The sequence below is a fragment of the Teichococcus globiformis genome, assembly GCF_042646265.1.
Classification (GTDB): domain Bacteria; phylum Pseudomonadota; class Alphaproteobacteria; order Acetobacterales; family Acetobacteraceae; genus Pseudoroseomonas; species Pseudoroseomonas globiformis.
Window position 1 is genome coordinate 138,364 of record NZ_JBHRTN010000009.1, and the last position, 22,365, is coordinate 160,728.

Below are 22,365 nucleotides of genomic sequence, written 5' to 3' on the forward strand. Positions count from 1 at the left end.
GGCATCCGTGCTGTCCGCCGCGGAGGAGACTGGCGCCCACAACACGGACATCGTCACCCTGTCCTTCGACAATGGGCCGGAACCGGAGGTGACGCCGGCGGTGCTGGATGTGCTGCGCGCGCGGGACGTGCCGGCGACGTTCTTCCTGCTGGGGCAGAAGCTGGCAGCGCATCGCGCGATCGCGGAACGGGCAAAGGCAGAGGGACACTGGATCGGCAACCACACCTAGTCGCATGCTGTGCCTTTGGGGCTAGTAACAGACAGGGTCGCCGAAGATGAAATCGGCCGTACCCAGGCTCTGATCGGTGATCTCTCCCATCCGGATCGGCTGTTCCGGCCCCAGGGCGGCGGAGGCGCCCTGGGGCCGCATCTACTGAATCGTGGCGCCTTGCGACACTTGAAGCGGGAACGCCACACCTGCGTGGTATGGAACGCCGTGCCCGGCGATTTCCGGGATCCGGATGGCTGGGTGGACCGCGCCTTGACGATGTGCCGTGGCCCCGTCCTCCTTGTGCTGCATGACAATCCCAATGGCGCCATGCGTCACCTGGATCGCTTTCTCGGCTTGTTGGCCGACCGGGGCACTCGGTTCAGGCAGGACTTCCCCGAGGAGTGCATCCTGCTGCGTCGTGGCGAGCCCACGCGGCCAATGGATGGCTATGTCACGGAACCTTGCATCTCCGGTACGGAAGGAGCTCGCCCATGACACATTGGTCCCGTCGCACTTTGCTAACGAGTGCCATGGCAATTGCCGCGGGGCCGGCAGCACTGGGCCAAGCGCCCGGCCGGACGACGCCCTGGCCGAGCCGGCCGCTCCGGCTCGTGGTACCCTTCGCCGCCGGCACGACCACGGATATCCTTGGCCGCATCCTGGCCGATGCGCTGGCCCGCGAAGCCGGTCAGGCGGGGGTGGTGGACAACCTCGCCGGCACGGGCGGCAATGTCGGCTCGCAGGCCGTAGCGCAGGCACCCGGCGATGGGTACACGCTGTTGCTGGCAACAAACGGCACGCATGGCATCAATGCGAGCTGCTGGCACTCGGGCGCCGCCGGTCGCTGACCTTCGCGTCTGCCGGTAACGGCACCACTGGGCACCTGTCTCAGGCCTTGCTGAACCTGCGCACCGGGTTGAGGACCGAGCACGTGCCCTACCGCAATGCCGGCCAGGGCATTTCAGATCTTCTGGCAGGACGTGTCGATGCCATGTTCTACCATCCGCTTGGGTTGAAGCCGTATCTGGAGGCCAGAACCCTGAAGGCCCTCGCGGCCACCTCGGCACGCCGCGTCAACAGCCTGCCGGATGTGCCGACGATCCAGGAAGCCGGCATTCAAGATTTCATAGTCGAAGGCATGTGGAACCTGTTCGGCCCTGCGGGAGTTCCGCTAGATATCGTTCTGCGCCTGAACCGCACCACCAATGCCCTGCTGGCGGATCCTGTCTCGCTTGCCAACCTGCATGCGCAGGGTGTCGAAGCTATTGGCGGTTTCCCGGAGAAACTTGCGGAGATGACCCGGGGTGAGATCGCCAAGTGGCAGCCGATCATCGCTGCGGCCGGCATCAAACCTGATTAGCGGCGTCGCATCGTGCGGCCCGGTGAGACCTCCAAGAGGGGGCTGCGGTTCTGCCGGAGCGCAGACGGCTATTGCTAGCGACAGGAACTCTGCATTCCGCGCTGCGCTGCGGTATGGGATCGTCTGGACTGAGGATCGAGGCACTTCCTCCAAGCTGCCTGGGACTGGGTCGTATGAGGTCTTTCGAGTGTGTCGTTGAGATGGGCGCGAGTTGCTGGTGTGATGAATGGGGGCATCTGCCGGTGCAGAAAGGCAAGTTCTTCGTGGCGGCCTCTTCTAAGCTTCAATGGTCAGCGTGCCAGCCCAGCCAGTGTCTCGATGCGGCGCACCACGGCGGCCAGGCGTGGCCCGATTTCCTGCAGAATGCGGTCGCCATTCACGAGAAAGGCTGGCGCGCCGCAATTCATTGCCACAACGCCGCTTCCATTGGGCAGGGCGAAGGCGGCGCCAGCCGCGTGCACGGTGCGGTTCCATTCGCCGATCGAAGTTGTGAACCCGAGGGCCGCGTGCATCTCCACCGCTTCCCGCAAGCCGTCCCGGATGGTCGGCCATCGCGCCGGGTCACTCGCCGCTAACCGCGCGTCCAGCTCGGAGCGCTCCATGTCCGAGGCAACGGCATAGTAGGCGCGGCCCATGGCCGTCAGTCCGAGCGGCACACGCGAACCGATGTCGAGTTGCAATGCAACGGCGGTGCGCGGCGAAACATGCTCGATGTAAAGCATGCACAGCCCGTCACGCCCGCCCAGCGATACGGAGGCCTGGGTTTCTTCGCCCAGGTGCCGCATCAACGGTGCTGCCACATGGCGGATGGTCATGTTGGCCAGGGCGAGTTGCCCCAGCGGGACCAGCCCGATCGCCAGCTGATACTTGGCGAAGCGCGGCAAGTAGCTGAGACAGCCGAGCTGCATGAGCGTATGGGTCAGGCGCGATACAGTAGCCTTGGGCAGGCCTGTGCGCTCCGCCAGCTCCTGATTGCCGAGCACGCTATGTTCCGCTGTGAAAGCCCGCAGCAGGTCCATGGCGCGGGCGATCGCGGCGACGAACTGCCGGTCGTTCCGGGTCTCGTCCTCGGCTGTGTCTGGTGACCGACGCTTGCGAATGGCCATGTCTCCGGAAGGGGTCGGTGCTTGACGACCGGTGCGCCGCGAAGATACGTCTTGTGCAAAGCGCAGAACTATTTTCCGCAGTGCGGAATAAAAAGCAAGCTGAACTCGGGAAGGGAAGATGCGTGGTGCCAAATGCGATGGAGGCCGCCGTTTCACCCTGCGCGTACCGGCGGCACAGGGGAAAGCTCCCAGCGGGTGTGTTTTCCACGATCAACAAGAGCTTGGGCCTCTGGCGGAAGGGCACCGCTGCCCCGCCGGGCACGCCAGAGTTTTCATCACTGCGCGCCCTCAATCCGTCCGCTTGGTGCGCCAGAGTGATGATCCGGGAGCGGAAGACCGGAGCACAGCATCTGGCGCAGGTGCTGGGGCGGCGTGCTGAACACCTGGCCTATGCCTTGCCACCGCCCTCCAATGGCTTGGTGCGGCTGGCCCGTGAAGGCCAGGGCTTCAATTTGCTGATTGGTGCCACTTAGTGACGGGACGCATGCTGCACCGCTGGGAAGCGGCCTATCCGGCCACTTGCCGCTGGGATGCGCCTATCCGCCCTGGCACGCTGTCCGAACTTTTTTCCGGCTGCATCACGCGCTGGGCGGGTCGTCCTGCCCTGGAATACCGGGGCGAGCGCATCTCCTACGCCGCGCTGGGCGAGGCGGTAGAGCAAGCAGCGGCAGCCTTTCGCCGGCTTGGCGTCGCGCCCGGTGAAACCGTTGGATTGTTCCTGCCGAACACACCCTGGCACCCGGTTTGCTTCTTTGCCCTGGCGCGGCTGGGCGCGATCGTCGTGCATCTCTCGGCTCTCGATGCGCGGCGGGAGTTGGCGCACAAGCTGTCCGACAGCGGCGCCCGGTTGGTGGTCACCACCGACCTGCCCGGCCTAGTGCCGCAAGCAGCCTGGCTGCTGGAAACCGGCGCGGCGGAGCGCGTGGTGGTTGGCGAGGATGCGCGATGGGGCGGCGAGGCCCCCGGACCCCTACCGACCGGCTGCCTGCCTATCTCGCCGCTGATGGCGGAAGCGCCGCCGGTACAGTCCTGGCCTGCCATCGCGCCGGAGGATGTGGCGCTTCTGCAATACACCGGCGGCACCACAGGGCTGCCGAAGGGCGCGATGCTGACGCATGGCAACCTCACCGCGGCGGTCGGCATCTACCAGAGCTGGGATGATGGCGAGCGCATGGTGCCCGGGGAGCAACGCGTGCTGGGCGTGCTGCCGCTGTTTCATATCTATGCCCTGACCACGGTCCTGCTGCGCCACCTCGCCGATGGAAACGAGATCCTGCTGCGACCGCGCTTCGAGGCGGGCGGGGTGCTGCGCGATATCGCTGCTCACCGCGTGACCCTGTTCCCAGGCGTGCCCACCATGTGGATCGGGCTGCTGAACCATCCGGATGCGCCACGGGCGGATTTCTCCTCGCTTCACGCATGCATCTCCGGCGGCGCGCCATTGCCCTTCGACGTGGCGGAGCGGGTGGAGCGACTGCTGCGGCAGCGCCTGCGGATCGGTTGGGGCATGACGGAAACGGCGCCCGCCGGCACGCGCGTGCCGGTTGGTGCCACGCCCAGGCCAGGGCTGATCGGCGTGCCGCTGCCGGGGGTCGAGCTGCGCGTCGTGGGGTTGGACGATCCCGGCCGGGAACTGCCGGCCGGTGAGGCCGGGGAGATCGCCATCAGGGGTCCCAACCTGTTCCGCGGCTATTGGAACAAGCCGGCGGAAACGGCGATGGCCTTTCACCAGGGCTGGTTCCTGACCGGCGATCTCGGGCGAATGGAGCCGGACGGGTTGTTCACTTTGCTGGACCGCCGCAAGAACATGATCATCTCCGGTGGCTTCAACGTTTATCCGGCGGCGATCGAGGCCGCACTGTACGAGCATCCCGACATCCACGAGGCGATCGTGATCGGCATCCCAGACGAATACCGTGGACAGTCGGCCAAGGCCTTTGTCGCCTTGCGCGATGGTGCCCCGGCGCTGACGCTGGAGGCACTCCGCAGCTTCCTGAGCGACCGGCTGGGCCGCCATGAAATGCCGGCGGCGCTGGAGATCCGCGACAGCCTGCCGCGCAGCCCGGCTGGTAAGCTTCTCGCCAGTGCCCTTACCAACCGGGAAACGGAAAAGAATGACGGAGTTCGGCGGTGAGCGGGGCCGGCGACACGCCAAGTAGCCCTGCCGCGGCGATGCAATGCGAGCCGGGCGCCCATCGCCCCGCCGAACGGGCGTAAAGGGAGGATCACAGCATGGACCTGCGCTTCACGATGGAGGAGATCGCGTTCCGCGACGAGCTCCGCCGCTTCTTCCGCAGCGAGATTCCGGCCGAGATCCGCCGCAAGCAGGGCGAAGGACGGCACCTGTCGAAGGAAGACATCGTTACCTCGCAGCGCATCCTGCACGCGCATGGCTTGGCGACGCCCAACTGGCCGGTGGAGTGGGGCGGCAAGGATTGGACGCCCGTACAGCGTTACATCTTCACCGAGGAGATGCAGCGCGCCGCCGTGCCGCTGCCGTTGCAGTTCAACACCTTCATGGTCGGCCCCGTGATCGCCGCCTTCGGCAGCGAAGAGCAGAAGAAGCGCTTTCTGCCGCCCACCGCCAGCCTGGACATCTGGTGGTGCCAGGGTTTTTCCGAGCCCGGCGCCGGCTCCGACCTTGCCTCGCTCAAGACCCGCGCCGAAAAGCGCGATGGCAAGTACGTCGTTTCCGGCCAGAAGGCCTGGACCACGCTCGGCCAGCATGCCGACTGGATCTTCTGCCTGGTGCGCACCGACCGTGAGGCCAAGAAGCAGCGGGGCATCTCATTCCTGCTGATTGACATGAAGTCGCCCGGCATCACCGTGCGCCCGGTGCTCACCATCGACGGCGCGCATGAAGTGAACGAGGTGTTCTTTGACGAGGTCGAGGTGCCGGTGGAGAACCTGGTCGGCGAGGAGAACAAGGGCTGGGACTACGCCAAGTTTCTGTTGTCCAACGAGCGCACCGGCATTGCGCGCATCGGCATGTCGAAGCAGCGTATCGCCCGCGCCAAGCGGCTGGCGCGGGAAACCGAGGCGGGTGGCCGCAGCCTGTGGGAGGATGCCGATCTCCGTCGCCGCGTTGCTGCCATCGAGGTGGAGCTGAAGGCACTGGAGATCACGCAGATGCGTGTGGTGGCGGCACAACGGCACCGCGACGCCGACAAGCCCGATCCGGCCTCGTCGATCCTGAAGATCAAGGGCTCGGAGCTGCAACAGGCGACAACCGAGTTGCTGCTCGACATCGCCGGCCCCTACGCGCAGCCGGCACCGGACCATCCGGCCGGGCACAACGCGCCCGAAAGCGACGGCATGGACGCGATCGCGCCGCTCTACTTCAACGCGCGCAAGGTTTCGATCTACGGCGGCTCCAACGAGATCCAGCGCAACATCATCGCCAAAGCCTTTCTGGGCCTTTGAGGAACGCTCCCCATGGATTTCGACCTGACGGATGAACAGCGGCTTCTCAAGGACAGCGTCGATCGCATGATCGACGACGCCTACGGGGATTTCGAGAAGCGCCGCCGGCATCAATCCGGCCCCGGCGGCTATAGCGCGGAGCTATGGTCTGGCTTTGCCGAACTTGGCCTCCTGACCCTGCCCTTCGGCGAGGAGGAAGGCGGCATCGGTGGCGGCCCAGTGGAAACCATGCTGGTGATGGAGGCGTTCGGCCGCGGCCTTGTGGTGGAGCCGTATCTTTCCACGGTCGTGCTGGGCGGCGGCTTCCTGCGCCACGGCGCTACGGCGGCGCAGCGAGCCGAGCTGATCCCGCTGCTGGCTGCGGGTAAGCTGACCCTGGCTTTGGCGCAGCTGGAGCCAAGCTCGCGTTACTGCCTGCATGACGTGGCCACCACTGCACGGCGCGATGGCGAAGGCTTCGTGCTCGACGGGCGCAAGGTCGCGGTGCTCCATGGCGACAGCGCCGGCCGGCTGGTAATCAGTGCCCGCACCGCGGGGACGCGGACGGAGCGGCACGGCATCACGCTGTTTCTGGTGGATGCGACGGCACCGGGTGTCACCCGCACCGGCATGGCCACGCAGGACGGGTTGCGGGCCGCCGATATCCTGCTGGAGGGCGTTCGCCTGGGCGCTGAGGATGTGCTCGGCGAGGTGGATGCCGGCCTGACGCTGCTGGAGCAGGTGGTGGATGTGGCGATCGCGGCCCTTTGTGCCGAGGCTGTCGGCATCATGGAGGATTTGCAACGCGGCACGGTGGAGTACCTGAAGACACGGCAGCAATTCGGTGTGGCGATCGGTTCCTTCCAGGCGCTGCAGCATCGCGCCGCCGACATGCTGGTGGCGGTGGAACAGGCGCGCTCCATGGCGCTGTATGCGGCGATGATGGCAGACGAGGCCGATCCCGCCCTTCGGCGTCCGGCGATTTCGGCCGCCAAGGTGCAGATCAACAACTCCGCCCGCAAGGTGGGTCAGGAGGCCATACAGTTGCAGGGCGGTATCGCCATGACGTTGGAATACAAAGCGGGGCACGCCTTCAAGCGGCTGGCGATGATCGAGAAGTCCCTTGGCGACACTGACCACCATCTGCGGGCGGTGAGCGAGGCGGATGGGCTGGTGGAGGCGGAGTAGGCGATACCGCACCCGGAACACCGGGGCGGCCAGGGAGGATGCCGGATGACGAAGTTGACGCAGGGACGTCGAGGTTTTCTTGGTGCGGCCGGAGGATTGGCCGGCGGGCTGGCCATGCCGGCTCTGGCGCAGGAGCGCTTTCCCAGCAAGGCGTTCCGTGTGCTGGTGCCCTGGGCGCCGGGCGGTGCGACCGATGTGCTGATGCGCGCGCTCTGCGAGGCTGCCTCGCAGCGGCTGCGGCAGCCGGTGGTGGTCGAGAACAAGTCCGGCGCCGGAGGCATCCTGGGCGCGCAGGCGCTGGTGAGCTCTCGCCCCGACGGCTACACGCTGTCGCAGATGCCGGTTTCGGTGTTCCGCTATCCGCAGATGGTTGAAAAGCCGCCCTTTGACCCGCTGGCGGATTTTACCTGGATCCTGCAGCTGACGGGGTACCTGTTCGGCACAGTGGTGCGGGCTGATGCGCCGTGGCAGACCTTTGGCGAGTTCCTGGCCCATGCCAAGGCCAATCCAGGCAAGGTGACCTATGGATCGCCAGGTGCCGGCACCTCGCTGCACATCACCATGGAGCAGATCGGCCGAGGGCAGGGCATTGAGTGGACGCATGTGCCGTTCCGCGGCGCGGCGGAGAACCTCCAGGCACTGCTGGCCGGCCAGATCACCTCGTCGTCGGATTCCAGTACCTGGGCGGAACTGGTGAAGGACGGGCGGCTGCGCCTACTCTGCACCTGGGGGCCGACCCGCGCCAAGCGCTTTCCAGAGGTGCCGACGCTGCGCGAGGCAGGCATCAACATTGTTTCCGACTCGCCCTACGGCCTGGCCGGTCCGGCCGGTTTGGACCCACAGGTGGTAAAGGTGCTGCACGATGCCTTTCACGAGGCGCTGCTGGACCCGTTGCATCGCGGGGTTCTCGATCGCTACGACATGTCGGTGGCCTACTTGAACAGCGAGGACTACGCTGCGGCCGCCCGCCGGCAATACCGTGACGATGGCGAGATGATACGGCGCCTGGGTCTGCGCGCTGGCTGAGAGCAGGGAAGCACCTCTGCGCGTTGTCCTGAGATCGGTGGGATGCTGACGAGATTGCGGGCCTGCTCCACAAAGGCTGGCTCAGGCGGGTGCACGGCAAGTCGCTCTCTGCCGAGCGGTCCATGCGTCGATCGATACGCTGTGAGTGCGCGACTGGCTGAGGAACGCCGACCCTAGCGAGGCAGACCTTGCGTGGGCGCTTTGAAGTCCGGGCGCGCGAACTGGCTGAAGGCGGAACCGGGCCGCAGTTCAAGGGGGTTCGGTTGTACGCTTCCAACCTTTGCGGCTCATCGGCAATCACCGGGAGACATCCGCCTTGTTGAACACCGTCAGCGTCCGCTGCGGCCTAAAGCTGCCGTTCCACGTCGTTGCAGGTGGCAGTGTCGTACAATGATCGGTGGGAAGGGTGATGAAGGCACACCCTCAAGGCGGTCTGAAGGATGGGTTATTGATTCATTGTGGGAGACTCCCTCCTCGCCAGTAACAGTGGAGAGGGGAAACCTTGACGAGATAGCGAAACTAGCTAAGTTGAACTAGACTAGAAGGTTGGACCTTATGGTCAAGTGTCGGGAGCTTCATGTGCAGACCGTCAATATTCACGCTGCCAAAACTCACCTTTCTCGCCTGGTTGATGCGGCCGCCGCCGGGGAAGAGATCCTCATCGCTCGTGCCGGGCGCCCGATCGCGCGCCTTGTACCGCTGCAGGAAGTGGCAGAAAAACCACGGCGCCGCCTGGGCCGGTTGTCTGAGCAGGTTCGTATCCCGGAAGACTTCGACGCGCCCCTTGCGGACGATGTACTGGCTGCGTTCGAGCAAGGCTGATGCGGCTGTTGCTGGATACGCATCTGCTTCTCTGGGCGTTGGCAAGCCCTGAACGGCTGGATGCCGTGACGCGTGCGGCGTTGGAAGATCCGGATAACGAAGTTCTCTTCAGCGCAGCCAGCTTATGGGAGATCGCCATCAAGGCCGGGCTCGGGCGCCCAGACTTTGCCTGCGAGCCGCAGGAGGTCCTGAAAGCCGCGCTTGAAACCGGCTTTGTTGAACTCCCGGTACGGGCCGCCGCGGCGATCCTGGTTTCTGAGCTGCCGCCGCATCACCGTGATCCCTTTGATCGGCTCCTGGTGGCACAGGCTATGAGTGAACCCGTACGCTTTTACACCGCCGATGCCCGTCTGCCAGTTTACTCTGAGCTCGTGACATTCGTTCGATGACCTTCAGTTCCGGTGGTGACGGCATGCGGAGCGCCAACGGCACGGCCTGTCGGATGGTTGGAACCATTGTCGGATCCGCTAGAGCCTGTGCTGTTCTCAGCTGGCACAGGGTGGAGCCTGCACCGGCAAGTGCCCCAAAGACCGGAAGGCCGTAGGTCGTCGCATCGGCAGCCAGCCTAGCCGAGCCGGGACGGAAGGGGGCTTAGACGTGCCAGAACACGGCCATTGCCAGGTCAACGCTGATCGGGTTCGTGCCTCACGCACCCGCTCGAGCATCGATCAGGCTCTTGCTTTACGGAAGCACGGCATAGAGCTCTTGTGCGGCATCGGCCGAATCAGCACTGGAACTGCACCTGCCTTCCAGTCCGGCCGCCAAGCCTTCACAGAGAAGCCAAGCATCGCCTGAGGCGACAATGCGGCTTACAGGGCCGCGTAGAGGTTGAGGTGTCCCCTCGATCTTCCTCCGTCAGGACAAGCAGGCGGAACGGGCGGAGGCGCTTGCCAGCAGCGTCGCGCCGGCCGCCGGGCCGGAGCGGAGGGCCTCAGCCAGGGCTGCGAAGCGGTCGGCATCCATGGCAAGCGTGGCCACGATCCACAGTACCATGCCGTCCGCGCGTTCCATGGTCTCGCTACGCCAATCCCGGCTAGCGTCCGGGGGTAGGCCATCCCGGGGACCGAGCCAGACGCCGAGACGGCACCCTCGTGGCCCGACATAGCCGGCATAGGTTCCGCCACCGGCTGGCTCAATTCGGGCCAGCCGCAAGCCCGCAGCGGAAAGGTCAGGAAGGCCGGCCGTGGCACCCGCCGCGTCCGCAGCGGTGAACAGAAAATGGCGATGGGCGGCGAGGGGCGGCGGCTCCTGCGCCGGCTGGGAGATGAGGAGCGTCGCAACAACCGAAAGGGCGATCAGGCCCGCTCCAGCCAGCATCATTGGCCATGGGACAAACCGCCGGGTCGGCGCTTCGGGGATCGGGGGCATCGTCATGTTGGCGTCGATGGTCGCGGTGTTGGCCCTCAGCCTCGCCAGATCCGCGAACCTTGTGGCAAGCGAAGGATCGTCGCGCAGCACAGAGGCCGTCTCCGCGGCCTCGGCCGGTGATAACTCACCGTCCAGCAGGCCGTTCAACCTCTCATCCATGCCGCTCACACCGATTTCCTTTGCAATGGGACGACGACGCTGCTCCCGCTCAATTCTGCCAGCATCGCTGCACGACCCCGGGCCAGCCGGCTCATCACCGTGCCCCTGGGCAAGCCGAGCGTGTCGGCGACCTCCAGATAGGTGAAGCCGGCAAGGTCCACCAGCGCCACCACTTCGCGCTGCGGATCCGGTAGCCGGGCAAGGGCCTGGGCAACCGCGACCTGTGCCAGTGCGGGCTCGCTCCGGCGCCATTCCTGCCCCGCCAATGCCTCCTCCGCCGCCCGGTGTTCACGCGCCACGCGGGCATGCCTGGTCGCGTCCAGGAAGGCGTTGCGCAGGATGCGAAACAGCCACACCCGTGCTTCCGCCTCTGTGCCGCGGGGTGGACGCGCCGCCAGAGCACGCGCTGCAGCTTCCTGCCACAGGTCGCGGGCGAGGTCGGGGTCACCCGCCAGCGCCCTGGCGTAGCGGTGCAACGTCGCACCGTGGCGTGCGAGCAGGTCGCGTTGTCTAGACACCGCCGCAGGATAAGTGTGGCGGCCAGGGAATAAAACAGCCGCCCCGTCCGTCTCTAGAACAATGGGCCGTCGCTCCAGGCGGCCGGGGAGGACATGCGAGCATGAAGACTGAGCGCATCCTGGCGGAGCTCTTCGCCGATGATCCGGAGCGTTTCGAGCCGCCGACTTGGAGCCGGCGCGGCGCCTTGAAGGGCGCATCCCTCGCCGCGATCGGTGCGGCGTTTGGTGCGGCCATGCCTTTCTCCAGCCGGATGCCGCGTGGGCTGCTGCCTGCTGCGCTGGCGCAGGCCTCAGGCGACGTGCCGGTGCTGCGGATGGACGGCAAGGCGCCGCTGATCCTGCTCGGTGAGCGTCCACTGGTGGCCGAGACGCCGGAGACCATGCTTGACGATGACGTGACGCCCGCAGACAAGATGTTCGTCCGCAACAATGGGCAGATCCCCGAGCGCTTCGCCGCCGATCCGAAGACCTGGCGCTTCAGGCTCGACGGCGAGGTGAACATGCCACTCGACCTAACACTGGGTGAGCTCGAATCCCGCTTCGAGCTGGTTACGTTGCGGCTACAGATGGAGTGCGGAGGCAATGGCCGGTCCGCCTTCGTACCGGAAACTCGCGGCAACCAGTGGAATAACGGCGCGATCAGCAATTGCGAGTGGACGGGGGTGCGGCTGCGCGACGTGATCCGTGCCGCAGGACCGAAGGAGGGTGCGCGCTTCACCGGTCACTTCGGCGCCGATCCGCACCTATCGGGGGCCACGGACCGTGCCGCCATCTCGCGCGGGATGCCGGCCGTGAAGGCGATGGAGGAGCACACGCTTATCGCCACCCGCATGAACGGGCAGCCGATCCCGCAGCTGCACGGCTACCCGCTGAGACTGGTGGTGCCAGGCTGGCCTGGTTCGCTGTCGCAGAAATGGCTGACGCGGATCACTCTGCTGGCCGAGCCGCACCGGGGCCAGGGCATGGGCGGCACCTCCTATCGCCTGCCGGTTCGTCCGATCGTGCCCGGTTCGCAGAACGATGGCGCCACCTTCGCCGACATGGCCTCGATGCCGGTGCGATCGGTGCTCACCAACCTCGCGCATGGGACGCGGGTGCCGGCCAATACCCGGCGCATCGACCTGCGCGGCCACGCTTGGGCCGGCGACGAGGAAGTGCGCGCGGTGCACGTCTCGTTGGATTTTGGCGCCACCTGGCACGAGATGGCGGTGTCGCCGCCACCCAACCGCTACAGCTGGCAACGATGGTCCGGCGCGGTGGATCTGCCGTCGGACGGATACTTCGAGCTTTGGCACAGAGCCACTGACGCCAAGGGAAGAATGCAGCCGCATGCAGCAGCCAATTGGAACCCCCAAGGCTACGGCGCCAATGCCATTGGCCGCGCTGCGATCCTGGTCGGGTAAGCCTCGCTGTGACATTGAGCCGAATGGTAGCCGGGTTGCTGGTGCTGGTGACGATTACACTGGGTGGGCAGAAGGCGGGCTGGTGGGCTCAGCCGGAACCTCGCGAACCTCATCCGCCTACGCCGGCGGCGCTGGCCTTCGCCGAGGCACAACGAGCCGAGCAGGCCCGCGTCGCCGCAGCGAGAGCGGAGAACGAAAGGCTGGCGGCCGTGCAGGCCCCTGCGGAGACCGAGGATATCTTACCGGCCGGCGACGGTCGGGAGGAGACTTTCACCAATTGCACCGCCTGTCATTCTACCGCGATCATCCGCCGCTCGGGGTTAACGCGGGAGCGGTGGGACGCCCTGATTGACTGGATGGTGGAAAAGCAGAACATGGCGCCGCTTCAACCAGAAACGCGGGTGTTGATCGTCGACTACCTCGCGGGCGCCTTTCCAGGCCGGAGTACCAGTCCCAGGGCGCGGAACCCCTTTCTGACCGATTAGCGAAGTTGCGGGCGACCATCGCACCAGATCGACGTTCCTGCCTATTTGGGCGGCCGCACTGGTGCACCGCGGCACAGCAGCCCTTGCCTTGCCAAAGGCGCTCACAAAGCACCCGGCGGCGAGGCAAGGGCCGCATCAGTCGCCTAAGACCCTCACAATGGTCCAGGTTCAAAGCGGCCTGCCTGCGCCGCCGAGTCAGAGAAGGGCTGCTTTCATCCAGGGGAAGGCGGCGTGCAGGTCCAATGATGGATCGGCCTGACCTGACCTTTCTCCATGGGCTGGATTGGGTATGCTCCCGAGGCCAATGGCTTCGTCCGGGAGAGGGAGAGGTTGCATGAGCGCGCAGTGGTGCCTGGTGGTGGCAGAATCGCGAGGAGGCCCGATCTTGGGAAAGGAGATGATGCAGCGTGACGCCGTTTGATCCTGCCTCGCTCCCCGCCGGCATCCGCAGCCGCATCCTTCCTGGGGTAAACGGCCTTTCCGTTCATCTGTTGGAAGCTGGGCAGACCGGGGAGCCTGCCATTTTGCTGCTGCACGGCTTCCCCGAACTCGCCTTCTCATGGCGCAAGGTGATGCCAGCCTTGGCCGGCGCCGGCTTCCATGTCATTGCGCCGGATCTCCGCGGATACGGACGCACGACGGGCTGGACGGCAGGCTATGACGAGCCGCTCTCGCCGTTCCAGATGCTCAACATGGTGCGCGATCAACTCGCCCTGGTAGAAGCGCTGGGACTGCAGGAGATCCATACGCTGGTCGGGCATGACTACGGCTCTCCGGTCGCGGCCTGGTCTGCCTTGATCCGTCCAGATGTTTTCCGACGACTGGCGCTCATGAGTGCGCCTTTCGCGGGACCTCCGCGATTTGGAGGATCTTCGGGGCAAGACATAGGCGCCGACCTTGCGCGGCTGGATGTGCCGCGCAAGCACTACCAGTGGTATTATGCCGAGCGCCGTGCAGCAGGAGATATGGATCACCCAGAGCAGGGGCTCCACGCCTTTCTACGCGCGTACTACCACCACAAGAGTGCCGATTGGCCTGGCAACAAACCTTTCCCGCTAAGTGCCTGGACCGCGAAAGAGCTGGCGAAGCTACCGGACTACTACGTCATGCCGCTGCATGCGACGATGCCCGAGGCGGTGTCCCGATACATGCCAGCCACTGAGGCATCCTGGCTCACGGATGCCGAGCTGAACGTCTACGTCGCAGAATACTCCCGCACCGGCTTCGCAGGTGGGTTGCAATCCTATCGCTGCGCCACGGGTGGGGCAAATGCCACTGATCTTACCCTGTTCAGCGGCAGGCGGATCGAGGTTCCAACCATCTTCATTGCTGGCGCCAGCGACTGGGGCATCCACCAGAGTCCCTTTGCCCTGACACGCATGCAGGAAGAAGCGTGCGCCGATTTCCGCGGTCTACACCTCATCCCTGGCGCGGGGCATTGGGTGCAGCAGGAGCAGCCAAATGCCGTAGCGCAGCGGCTGATTGAGCTGGCATCCACTGCCACGAACCTTTGAGCCTATGGGGTAGGAGCGAGCTGCCGGGTAACGCTGGTGATCTCAGTCAAGGAACAATGATTGGCTCTGCGTGGCGGACCGGAAGATGCTCATGTAGGGCAATCGCCCATCCGCTCGCGCAGGCGCACAGACCGTTCCGGTGCCCAATCTCTGTTGAAGATAATGACGTTCTGCTTAAACAGCATCACGATCGTTGAGCCGAGAAGAAAACGGCCCATCTCATCCCCTTTCCTCAGCACAATATCCTGGTCGGCATAGCTCCACTCGGAGACCTTGTTGGTGCGTATCGGGTTGACCACACCGTGCCACACCGTGGCCATGCTGCCGACGATGGTCGCGCCGACAAGCACCATCACGAACACCCCGTGCTGCGACGATTCAAAGATGCACACCACGCGCTCGTTGCGCGCGAACAGCCCTGGAAGGCCGCGTGCGGTCGCCGGGTTCACCGAGAACAACGCGCCGGGCACGTAGATCATGCGTTGAAGTTTGCCATCGCAAGGCATGTGCAGGCGGTGGTAATCCTTGGGAGACAGATACAGGTTGGCGAAGCTGCCATGGCGGAACTGGGCTGCCAATGCGGCGTCTCCGCCAACAAGTTCGGTTGTGGTGAATCGGTGACCCTTGGCCTGCAGGATGTGGTGGTCGTCGATCGCGCCTAACTGGCTGATCGCGCCGTCAACCGGGCAGACGAACTCGGCCGCCGCCAGCGGACGCACGCCCGCCTTGAGCGAGCGGGTGAAGAAGTCATTGAAGCTTCCGTAGCTGGCAATGTCCGGATCCTCGGCCTCGCTCATGTCGACGCCGTACTTGCGCACAAACCACCGGACCAGGTGAGGCGTCAGCGAGCTGCCTTGCACTCCGGCAACGCGGCCGGCAAGAGTGGTCAAGCGTTGCTTTGGCAGCAAGTGCTGGAGCATCAGGCTCAGACGATCGGACATGATAATGCTCGGATAAAGACGTAGCTCTTATAGCGACATGCACCTCCATGAAAGTAGTTTGGCTCGCTGAAGCTCACTGCCGGACAAGCCCTACCTCTCGTCACGCTGGACAGCCCGGCCGTCTTCAGTACGGTTGCGGCCTTTCCGTCCGAAAGGCAATCAAGGTCTTTCGGCCGCCATCGCACTTCACGGCAGAGGCGCAGGGCAAGCGTCTGATTGCCAGCACGATCCTTTGCCGCAGGACATCCCCGGTCGTCCACTCCAAGTCACAACTTTCTCCCATTGCATCGCCTATGGGTGTTAGCCTGCCTGCATGGCTGATCGAGCATCGCGCTGCAGAAGCGAGTAAAGTCTGGTGTATTCCTGCTGTCGGAGACATGTCATGCCCGTTCTGTTCCGCCGATCCCTAGTAGGGGCCGCCGCCTTAGCGGGCCTTTCGGCCATGATGCCACGCTGGCTCCTCGCACAGACAACAGCACCGGACTCGCCACCAGCTCCGGCTCCCACCCCGTTGCGGATCCGTGGCCGCATCATCGGCCACGACGGCAAGGTGCTTCGCGTCATGGCACGGGACGGCACTGCTATCAGTGTGACGCTGGCGGACAACCTGACCGTCTCTGCGTTGCGGCGGGTAGCCCTCGTGGACATCACCAAAGGTAACTCGGTCGGGGCCGTAGCCGAGCCAGGGCCAGACGGCGTACTGAAGGCCATTGCGATCACCGTTCTGCCGCCGGGCATGCGGATTGCCGAACGGCAGGTGGCTTGGGACCTTGCGCCGGGTACTTCCATGAATGATGGGCCGGTTGAGGCGCTTGTGGAAAGTGGTGGGAGTAGTGAACTGACGCTGAGCATCAATGGTCAGAGTGTGCCACTGCGGGTGCCGCCGGAAACACCGCTGCTGATGCCTGTGCCTGCCGATCGTGCGGATCTTGTGCCAGGCGCCGCCGTCTTCATGAACGCTTCACGTCAGCCTGATGGGCAGATCACTGCTGTGCGCCTGACCGTCGGCAAGAACGGTGTTGATCCGGCGATCTGAGCGGGCGCGGAAGGGGCGGCGGGCCGGGTCGAGGATGACGTTGCATTTCGATGAAGCTGCGCCTTGCAGGACGAGAGGCCCGGCCGAGCTGCTTCACCAGGGCAAGTCCAGGTAGAGGCACTCAGAAGCAGGATATTCCAGGATGGGTCACGCCGTGCAGAAGGATACAAGCAACAGCTAACCTGAAGCTGCACAGGCTGGAGCTGCCGATGGAGACCGCCATGGCCGCCATGCTCGTTCGAACGCAACAATCAGTGTGGAATGAGCGGTTCTGGAGCAGGATGCAGCAGCAGCCGATCTCGCCCTGACATGGCGTCCCCCTGGACCTGCTCCGACAAGCGCTCTTCATCGCGGCGACGGATGTCCGCACTGATCTCCTGGACCTCAGCGGCAGTGTAACCCAAAGCTCGCAGGCCTTCCGCGCCCATTTGATAGGCGGACTCAACCGTCTCGCGGATCTGAAAATCGACGCCGGCACGGATTAAATCCACTGCATGCCGGCGATCATAGCTGCGCACCATGAGCCGGGCTTGCGGAAACTCGTGCTGAGCTAGCTCTACGATCTGCAAGGCAGCCTTAGGATCGTCGATGCAGATCATGATCGCGTCGGCACTGCCGGCCCCGGAGTGGCGCAGCGTGTCAAGCCGGAGACCATCACCGAAGAAAACTTTGAAGCCGTAACGCCCAGCATCGCGGATGCGGTCAGGATTGTTGTCGATGACGCTGAGATCGATGCGCTTCGCCAGCAGGGCCTGTGAAGCAATCTGTCCGAAGCGACCGAAACCGATGATCAGGACCCGCCCCTTGAGGGCGCGAGCCACATCGACGTCGCGCATCGATGCCTGAGTACGCAATAACCGGTCCGCGGCAATTGTGAATAGCGGCGTAATGCCCATCGAAAGAATGACAACGGTGGCAAACAGTGCATTCTCGCGCGCGTCAATCACGCCGCCCTTTGCTGCCGCTGTATAGAGCACAAAGGCGAACTCGCCACCTTGGATGAACATCGAGGTGCGATGTAGCGCCTGATAACTGGAATTCCGGAACAAGCGCGCGACTGCATATACAACTATGCCTTTGGCGATCGTGAACGCAGCCAACATCGACATGAGAAACGGCCATTCAACTGCGACGACCGACAGATCCAGTGACATGCCGACCGCAAGGAAGAACAGGCCCATCAGCAGTCCGCGAAATGGCTCCACGTCGCTTTCGATCTGGTAGCGATAGCTTGAGCTCGACAGCATCACTCCGGCGAGGAAGGCGCCCATTGCCATCGAAAGGCCGACGAGGTCCATCAGCAAGGCCGCACCCAGGACAACGAGCAGCGCTCCGGCCGTCAGCACCTCACGCGTCCGCGCACGGGCAAGAAGGGCGAAGAAGGGGTTCAGACCCCAGCGCGCCACGCCTAGCAAGAGCAAGAGCGCAGCGAGCGCCAGAAAACCATCCATCAGGCCAGCTTGTTCATGCGACGATGGGGACAGGAAAGCGACCACCGCCAGGAGCGGCACGATCATCAGGTCCTCGAACAGCAGGATCGCTACCGACTTCTGGCCCTCCTCGCTGGAAATGTCGCCTCGATCCTGAAGCACTGACATGATGACCGCGGTCGAAGACAGGACGAATCCCGCTCCGGCGACAAAGGCAGCTGAGGGCGACATGCCAAACAGCAGCATGGCCGTCAGCGCAAGGGCGCCGATGGCCAGCGCGACTTGCACGAGACCAAGGCCAAAGATCTGGCTCCGCAAAGCCCATAGCTTTTGCGGACGCAGCTCCAACCCGATCACAAATAGAAACATCACGACGCCCAGCTCGGAGAAGTGCAGGATCGACTGGGTATCGGTGAACAGGCCAAGCATCGATGGACCGACCATTACACCCGCCGCGAAGTAGCCTAACACCGATCCAAGACCGAGCCGGCGAAACAAAGGGACAGCGATGACGGCAGCGCTCATCAGCGCAACTGCGGGCCCAATCGTTTGTCCAAGACCTGCCTCAGCCATCTCGCCTTTCCTTCGCTCCAAACGTTCTGCGACCAGGATCGGCCATGAAACGCGCAACATCGTTAGCGATCAGGCGCTAACTGTGCCCAGCCACGCGATGCTCCCAGCAAGTTCTGCCCGTCTGCCATGCGCTTTGGTAGTACGATTTCCAGGTGTGCTGTGTCGCAGGGGGCGGAACACCGGGCCGGATTCACTGTTTGCCAGACCGCTTCTGGTACGTCTGCCCGAAGCATTCGATCAGCATTTCGGTCAGCACGCGTATCTTGCGCGTCGGATTCTGATCCGGCGGTCGCACCACATAGATGCCGACCTCCTGCGGCGGATAGCGCGTCATGATCGGAACAAGTGCGCCGGACTCCAGATGATCCCGGATAAGATCTGTAGGGAAACCGGCAATGCCGAGTCCGGCCAACGCGGCGGACACCAGAGCAACCGCGTTGTCGGCTGTAAAACGACCTTGTGGCTTTAGTGTGACGACCCTGTCGCCGTCCACCACGCGCCAACTTTCTGTTCCTTGCATCACAACTTGATGCGTCACGAACTCCTCGGGAGTTTCGGGCGCACCATGCTTCCGAATATACTCCGGCGTTGCAACGTATGTTGCGTAAATCAGTCCGACCCGTCTTGCAACCATGTTGGAGTCGGGAAGATGGCCGATGCGAATTGCGCAATCGAAGCCCTCTCCGATCAGATCGACAAACCGATCAGTGTAGCTTGCATGAACTTGAAGCTTCGGATGACGCTTTGCCAGCTCAGCGAGCACCGGGGCAAAGTGAGTCGGTCCGAAGGTCAGCGGCGCGGACACGCGCAAACGGCCACGTAGATCACCTGCAGGCAGGATCGTCTCCTTGGCGATGTCGATCTCGGCACAGACTCTTGCAGCATAATCGCGGAAGGTTTGCCCGGCTTCGGTCAACGCCGCACCGCGGGTCGTGCGCGCCAGCAGTCGAATGCCCAGATCCTCTTCAAGCCGCGCAAGCCTCCGGCTGACAATGGATTTGGACACTCCGAGCCGGCGCGCGGCGAATGAAACGCCACCTGCATCGGCGACTTCCACGAATGTACGCAGTTCTTCGATTTCCATCGGCGTTCCCCGCTGTGCAACACAGCACATCACCAAGCGGTGCTACCGCATCAGCGAAGCCAGTGGCAACAATCCTCAGGGTGATGCGCAACCGATTGGCGTCCTGGACAGACCAATCAGTGCAACCGCAGCAAAGGATATGTCATGAGCTTCCGAAATGGCCTCGATTCACTTCTTCGTCCTGAAGATTCAGTTCTTGTTCTGATCGATCATCAGGCCTTTCAGCTTACAAACGTGAACAGCCATGATCCTCAGGCCGTCGTCAACAATGTGACCGCGCTTGCGAAGCTCGCAAAGGCCTTCAGGGTTCCAACTATCCTTACCAGTGTTCTCGCGGCTCGTGGGGGGCTTCTGTTCAAGCAGATCACCGATGTCTTCCCGGATCAGGAAGTGATTGACCGGACCTGGGTGAACACCTGGCAGGACGAGAAGGTGGTGGACGTCGTCAGGGCGACCGGCCGCAAGCAACTGATTATCGCAGGGCTGTGGACTGAGGTCTGCGTTGCCATGCCTGTCATCCAGGCTATTGGTGAAGGCTGGGACGTGACCGTCATCACCGATGCGTCGGGCGGGGTCTCAATGGAGTCACACCAGGTCGCAATTCAGCGAATGATTGCGGCTGGTGCGAATGTGATGACCTGGATGGCTCTCGCAGGCGAATGGCAGCGGGATTGGGCTCGCACCGAGCATGTTGATGAGTTGACCGACGTGCTCGTCTCGCACCTCGGCGGCACCGGCATTGCTTACTTGTGGGAGCAGCAGCTCCTCAAGACGCCGGTCGAGAGCAACTAGGACTAGTTGTACGCGGGTGACGAGGTCAACCGAGTGTGTTGCTCCATAGCAGATGAAGGTGCCGGCTGGTCGATTTGACGAAGGTCTTGGTGCGAGACAATCAATCCCGGCACCGCTCAGCTTGCTGTCGGAAGCGCGTTAAAGATGCGAAGCAGAGTTGTAATGACCCTTCGCTCCTAAACACTTTGGCGGTCGGTTGCGGCCGCCAAGGTTTCGAACTTCAAGAGCCAGTCCGTTGACTATCACGCACCTAAAGCTGTGCTCTCACCGATGGCGATTTCCGGGGATTGCGGGTTGATGAGGCGTCCAGTCCACTCGATGGTTCTGGAGTATACGGCTTGATCAACAGAGTCGGCATTCAGAGTGACACCGGGTCTTGTCGGAATGGTTCTGCGCGTCGTGATGGCCTGGACGCTCCAGATTGGACGTGTTCTGGGCATGCTACTGTGCCACGCATTCCTGCCGGCGCGGCACAACTTGCGTGCCGGGCCGAGCAGATAGCAGTGGACAACGCTGGTTTCGGTGCTGTGTGAGCGGTCCCGGGTGGCCAGGCGAACAATGTTCGTTAAGTGCTCGTCTGTTGACTGCGCTGAGGTGCAGCCTTTCGGTGGCGAGGCGACGACGGCCTTGATAGGCAGAATGACGATCGTCGCACGAACCAAGAAGGCCGTCGGAGCGACAGAAATGCCGGCGGCATTGTCGCCAGGATGTTTGACGTTGTTGAAGGCTGGGAGTGAACTCATGATTGAGATGGTCATTGATCAACGTCGTCACGACCTAGGTGGCGGATTTGAAGTCGGCCGAGTGCTGCCATTTTCCAAGCGTCGCATGATCGGGCCTTTCATCTTCTTCGACCACATGGGTCCGACGCAGATCCCTGCAGGAGTGGATCATGGCGTCGACGTTCGCCCGCATCCCCATGTCGGCCTGTCAACTGTAAGCTACCTGTTTTCTGGCGAGATCATGCACCGGGATAGTTTGGGATACGAGCAGGCGATCCGGCCCCAGGAGGTCAATTGGATGGTTGCCGGTCGCGGCATCACCCACAGTGAACGGCTGGAGCGCGCTCGTCTGCAGGGTGATCGCATCCATGGCATCCAGGCCTGGGTTGCCCTACCGAAGGAGCTGGAAGAGACGGCCCCCTCGTTCTCTCATTACTCCGGCGTCGATCTACCGCAATGGGACGAGGCAGGTGTAAGAGGCCATCTCATCGCCGGCAGCGCTTATGGCCTGACTGCCGCAACCAAGACACACTCGCCGCTCTTCTACGCACATCTCGACATGGCTGCAGGCGCGAGCGCTGAAATTCCTGCAGGTTATCAGGAGCGCGCTCTCTACATCGCGACCGGTGAGGTGGAGATGGATGGCCGACGCTATGGGTCGGGCAAGCTGTTGGTCGTTGGCAGTACCGGTTCGCGGGTCAGGGCCTTCAAGGAATCCACTGTGATGGTTCTCGGCGGCGAACCGGTCGGCGAACGTTTCATCTACTGGAACTTCGTGTCGTCCTCGAAGGATCGCCTCCGCCAGGCTGCGTCAGAATGGAGGGCTGGTGGCATGAAGCTACCTGATGCTGATGACGTTGAGTTTATCCCTCTTCCGGACGATACAGCACCCTCTGTACGGGCGATCTCTTGAGGGCGCGGTAAGGGGCGGCGGCTGCGCCATCACAGCTCACAAGCGTACTCAGACCCCGGAATGCCGTGCCTGCGCAAACCAGTGATCCCGCGCCTTGCGTAGGCAGGATCTTTCCTCCGCTTGCGCGACACAGCCTCTCCGGATCTATGCGAGAGAGCCGGGTATCCTTGTTCAGCTAGGGCTGGCATCGCGAAGGCACCCCGTTGACATGCCTGGAAGGCACATGGGCGAGGCAGCAACGAGCAGGGCGCCCCTTCGCCCTATTTGCCGGGGCGGATCCGGCTTTGGAAGTGCTGGATCAGCTTTCTCCAC

The 22,365-nt window shown here is 63.6% G+C and carries 24 protein-coding genes; 17 read left to right on the top strand and 7 right to left on the bottom strand.

From position 1 onward, the window contains the following. Positions 1-7 precede the first annotated feature (7 nt). From ACFOD4_RS10650 to ACFOD4_RS10665, 4 genes are all read left to right on the top strand, one after another. Positions 8-229, top strand: coding sequence for a polysaccharide deacetylase family protein (locus ACFOD4_RS10650; RefSeq protein ID WP_379596270.1), 222 nt, complete (start codon positions 8-10; stop codon positions 227-229). Positions 230-388: 159 nt separating this feature from the next. Next, positions 389-706, top strand: coding sequence for a hypothetical protein (locus ACFOD4_RS10655; protein ID WP_379596271.1), 318 nt, complete (start codon positions 389-391; stop codon positions 704-706). Then, entirely contained in the window at positions 703-1,059 is a 357-nt protein-coding gene (locus ACFOD4_RS10660) for a Bug family tripartite tricarboxylate transporter substrate binding protein (RefSeq protein ID WP_379596273.1), read from the top strand. Before ACFOD4_RS10655 ends, ACFOD4_RS10660 begins: the two co-directional genes overlap by 4 nt. A gap of 47 nt (positions 1,060-1,106) precedes the next feature. Next, on the top strand, positions 1,107-1,571 hold the full coding sequence (locus tag ACFOD4_RS10665) for a tripartite tricarboxylate transporter substrate-binding protein (RefSeq protein ID WP_379596275.1): 465 nt from the start codon (positions 1,107-1,109) through the stop codon (positions 1,569-1,571). Between the two features lie 290 nt (positions 1,572-1,861). Here the strand turns inward: ACFOD4_RS10665 and ACFOD4_RS10670 are convergent, their stop codons facing one another. After that, complete coding sequence (locus ACFOD4_RS10670) at positions 1,862-2,677, bottom strand: IclR family transcriptional regulator (protein ID WP_379596277.1); 816 nt, start codon at positions 2,675-2,677, stop codon at positions 1,862-1,864. A gap of 17 nt (positions 2,678-2,694) precedes the next feature. Here ACFOD4_RS10670 and ACFOD4_RS10675 point away from each other — a divergent pair, with 17 nt between their 5' ends. The 7 genes from ACFOD4_RS10675 (at position 2,695) to ACFOD4_RS10705 (ending at position 9,504) form a co-directional block, all read left to right on the top strand. Beyond that, positions 2,695-3,150 carry a hypothetical protein gene (locus ACFOD4_RS10675; RefSeq protein WP_379596279.1) on the top strand — a complete coding sequence of 152 codons (456 nt, stop codon included), beginning with the start codon at positions 2,695-2,697 and terminating at the stop codon, positions 3,148-3,150. A gap of 11 nt (positions 3,151-3,161) precedes the next feature. Then, positions 3,162-4,811, top strand: a complete 1,650-nt coding sequence (locus tag ACFOD4_RS10680) for an AMP-binding protein (RefSeq protein WP_379596281.1) — start codon at positions 3,162-3,164, stop codon at positions 4,809-4,811. A gap of 98 nt (positions 4,812-4,909) precedes the next feature. Next, positions 4,910-6,100 carry an acyl-CoA dehydrogenase family protein gene (locus ACFOD4_RS10685; protein WP_379596283.1) on the top strand — a complete coding sequence of 397 codons (1,191 nt, stop codon included), beginning with the start codon at positions 4,910-4,912 and terminating at the stop codon, positions 6,098-6,100. 12 nt (positions 6,101-6,112) lie between these two features. After that, on the top strand, positions 6,113-7,267 hold the full coding sequence (locus ACFOD4_RS10690; RefSeq protein WP_379596285.1) for an acyl-CoA dehydrogenase family protein: 1,155 nt from the start codon (positions 6,113-6,115) through the stop codon (positions 7,265-7,267). A 45-nt stretch (positions 7,268-7,312) separates the two neighbouring features. Continuing rightward, positions 7,313-8,293: a tripartite tricarboxylate transporter substrate binding protein gene (locus tag ACFOD4_RS10695; protein ID WP_379596287.1), complete on the top strand. Its 981-nt coding sequence runs from the start codon at positions 7,313-7,315 to the stop codon at positions 8,291-8,293. Positions 8,294-8,872: 579 nt separating this feature from the next. Beyond that, a complete protein-coding gene (locus ACFOD4_RS10700) occupies positions 8,873-9,115 on the top strand; it encodes a type II toxin-antitoxin system Phd/YefM family antitoxin (protein WP_379596289.1) in 243 nt (80 codons plus the stop codon). Further along, positions 9,115-9,504: a type II toxin-antitoxin system VapC family toxin gene (locus tag ACFOD4_RS10705; RefSeq protein ID WP_379596291.1), complete on the top strand. Its 390-nt coding sequence runs from the start codon at positions 9,115-9,117 to the stop codon at positions 9,502-9,504. Before ACFOD4_RS10700 ends, ACFOD4_RS10705 begins: the two co-directional genes overlap by 1 nt. 466 nt (positions 9,505-9,970) lie before the next feature. Here ACFOD4_RS10705 and ACFOD4_RS10710 read toward each other — a convergent pair whose 3' ends face one another. Beyond that, positions 9,971-10,651, bottom strand: a complete 681-nt coding sequence (locus ACFOD4_RS10710; protein WP_379596293.1) for an anti-sigma factor family protein — start codon at positions 10,649-10,651, stop codon at positions 9,971-9,973. Continuing rightward, positions 10,648-11,160 (bottom strand): RNA polymerase sigma factor, encoded by a 513-nt coding sequence (locus ACFOD4_RS10715; protein ID WP_379596295.1) that lies wholly within the window; start codon positions 11,158-11,160, stop codon positions 10,648-10,650. Before ACFOD4_RS10715 ends, ACFOD4_RS10710 begins: the two co-directional genes overlap by 4 nt. Before the next feature lie 101 nt (positions 11,161-11,261). On the opposite strand from ACFOD4_RS10715, the gene ACFOD4_RS10720 reads away from it, so the two are divergent. The 3 genes from ACFOD4_RS10720 (at position 11,262) to ACFOD4_RS10730 (ending at position 14,562) form a co-directional block, all read left to right on the top strand. Next, on the top strand, positions 11,262-12,563 hold the full coding sequence (locus ACFOD4_RS10720; RefSeq protein ID WP_379596297.1) for a sulfite oxidase: 1,302 nt from the start codon (positions 11,262-11,264) through the stop codon (positions 12,561-12,563). 8 nt (positions 12,564-12,571) lie between these two features. Beyond that, positions 12,572-13,048 (top strand): hypothetical protein, encoded by a 477-nt coding sequence (locus ACFOD4_RS10725; protein ID WP_379596299.1) that lies wholly within the window; start codon positions 12,572-12,574, stop codon positions 13,046-13,048. A 407-nt stretch (positions 13,049-13,455) separates the two neighbouring features. Continuing rightward, positions 13,456-14,562, top strand: a complete 1,107-nt coding sequence (locus ACFOD4_RS10730; RefSeq protein WP_379596301.1) for an alpha/beta hydrolase — start codon at positions 13,456-13,458, stop codon at positions 14,560-14,562. 89 nt (positions 14,563-14,651) lie between these two features. On the opposite strand, the gene asd is transcribed toward ACFOD4_RS10730, so the two are convergent. Further along, entirely contained in the window at positions 14,652-15,503 is an 852-nt protein-coding gene (asd, locus tag ACFOD4_RS10735; RefSeq protein ID WP_379596303.1) for an archaetidylserine decarboxylase, read from the bottom strand. A gap of 562 nt (positions 15,504-16,065) precedes the next feature. Here asd and ACFOD4_RS10740 point away from each other — a divergent pair. After that, positions 16,066-16,539, top strand: a complete 474-nt coding sequence (locus ACFOD4_RS10740; protein WP_379596305.1) for a hypothetical protein — start codon at positions 16,066-16,068, stop codon at positions 16,537-16,539. Positions 16,540-16,790: 251 nt separating this feature from the next. Here ACFOD4_RS10740 and ACFOD4_RS10745 read toward each other — a convergent pair whose 3' ends face one another. Beyond that, positions 16,791-18,542, bottom strand: coding sequence for a monovalent cation:proton antiporter-2 (CPA2) family protein (locus ACFOD4_RS10745; protein ID WP_379596307.1), 1,752 nt, complete (start codon positions 18,540-18,542; stop codon positions 16,791-16,793). Between the two features lie 190 nt (positions 18,543-18,732). Continuing rightward, positions 18,733-19,626 carry a LysR family transcriptional regulator gene (locus tag ACFOD4_RS10750; protein WP_379596309.1) on the bottom strand — a complete coding sequence of 298 codons (894 nt, stop codon included), beginning with the start codon at positions 19,624-19,626 and terminating at the stop codon, positions 18,733-18,735. A 144-nt stretch (positions 19,627-19,770) separates the two neighbouring features. Here ACFOD4_RS10750 and ACFOD4_RS10755 point away from each other — a divergent pair, with 144 nt between their 5' ends. Next, entirely contained in the window at positions 19,771-20,418 is a 648-nt protein-coding gene (locus ACFOD4_RS10755) for a hydrolase (RefSeq protein ID WP_379596311.1), read from the top strand. A 242-nt stretch (positions 20,419-20,660) separates the two neighbouring features. On the opposite strand, the gene ACFOD4_RS10760 is transcribed toward ACFOD4_RS10755, so the two are convergent. After that, a complete protein-coding gene (locus ACFOD4_RS10760; RefSeq protein WP_379596313.1) occupies positions 20,661-21,176 on the bottom strand; it encodes a hypothetical protein in 516 nt (171 codons plus the stop codon). On the opposite strand from ACFOD4_RS10760, the gene ACFOD4_RS10765 reads away from it, so the two are divergent. Beyond that, complete coding sequence (locus ACFOD4_RS10765) at positions 21,160-22,053, top strand: pirin family protein (protein WP_379596315.1); 894 nt, start codon at positions 21,160-21,162, stop codon at positions 22,051-22,053. The genes ACFOD4_RS10760 and ACFOD4_RS10765 overlap by 17 nt on opposite strands. Positions 22,054-22,365: the final 312 nt, after the last annotated feature.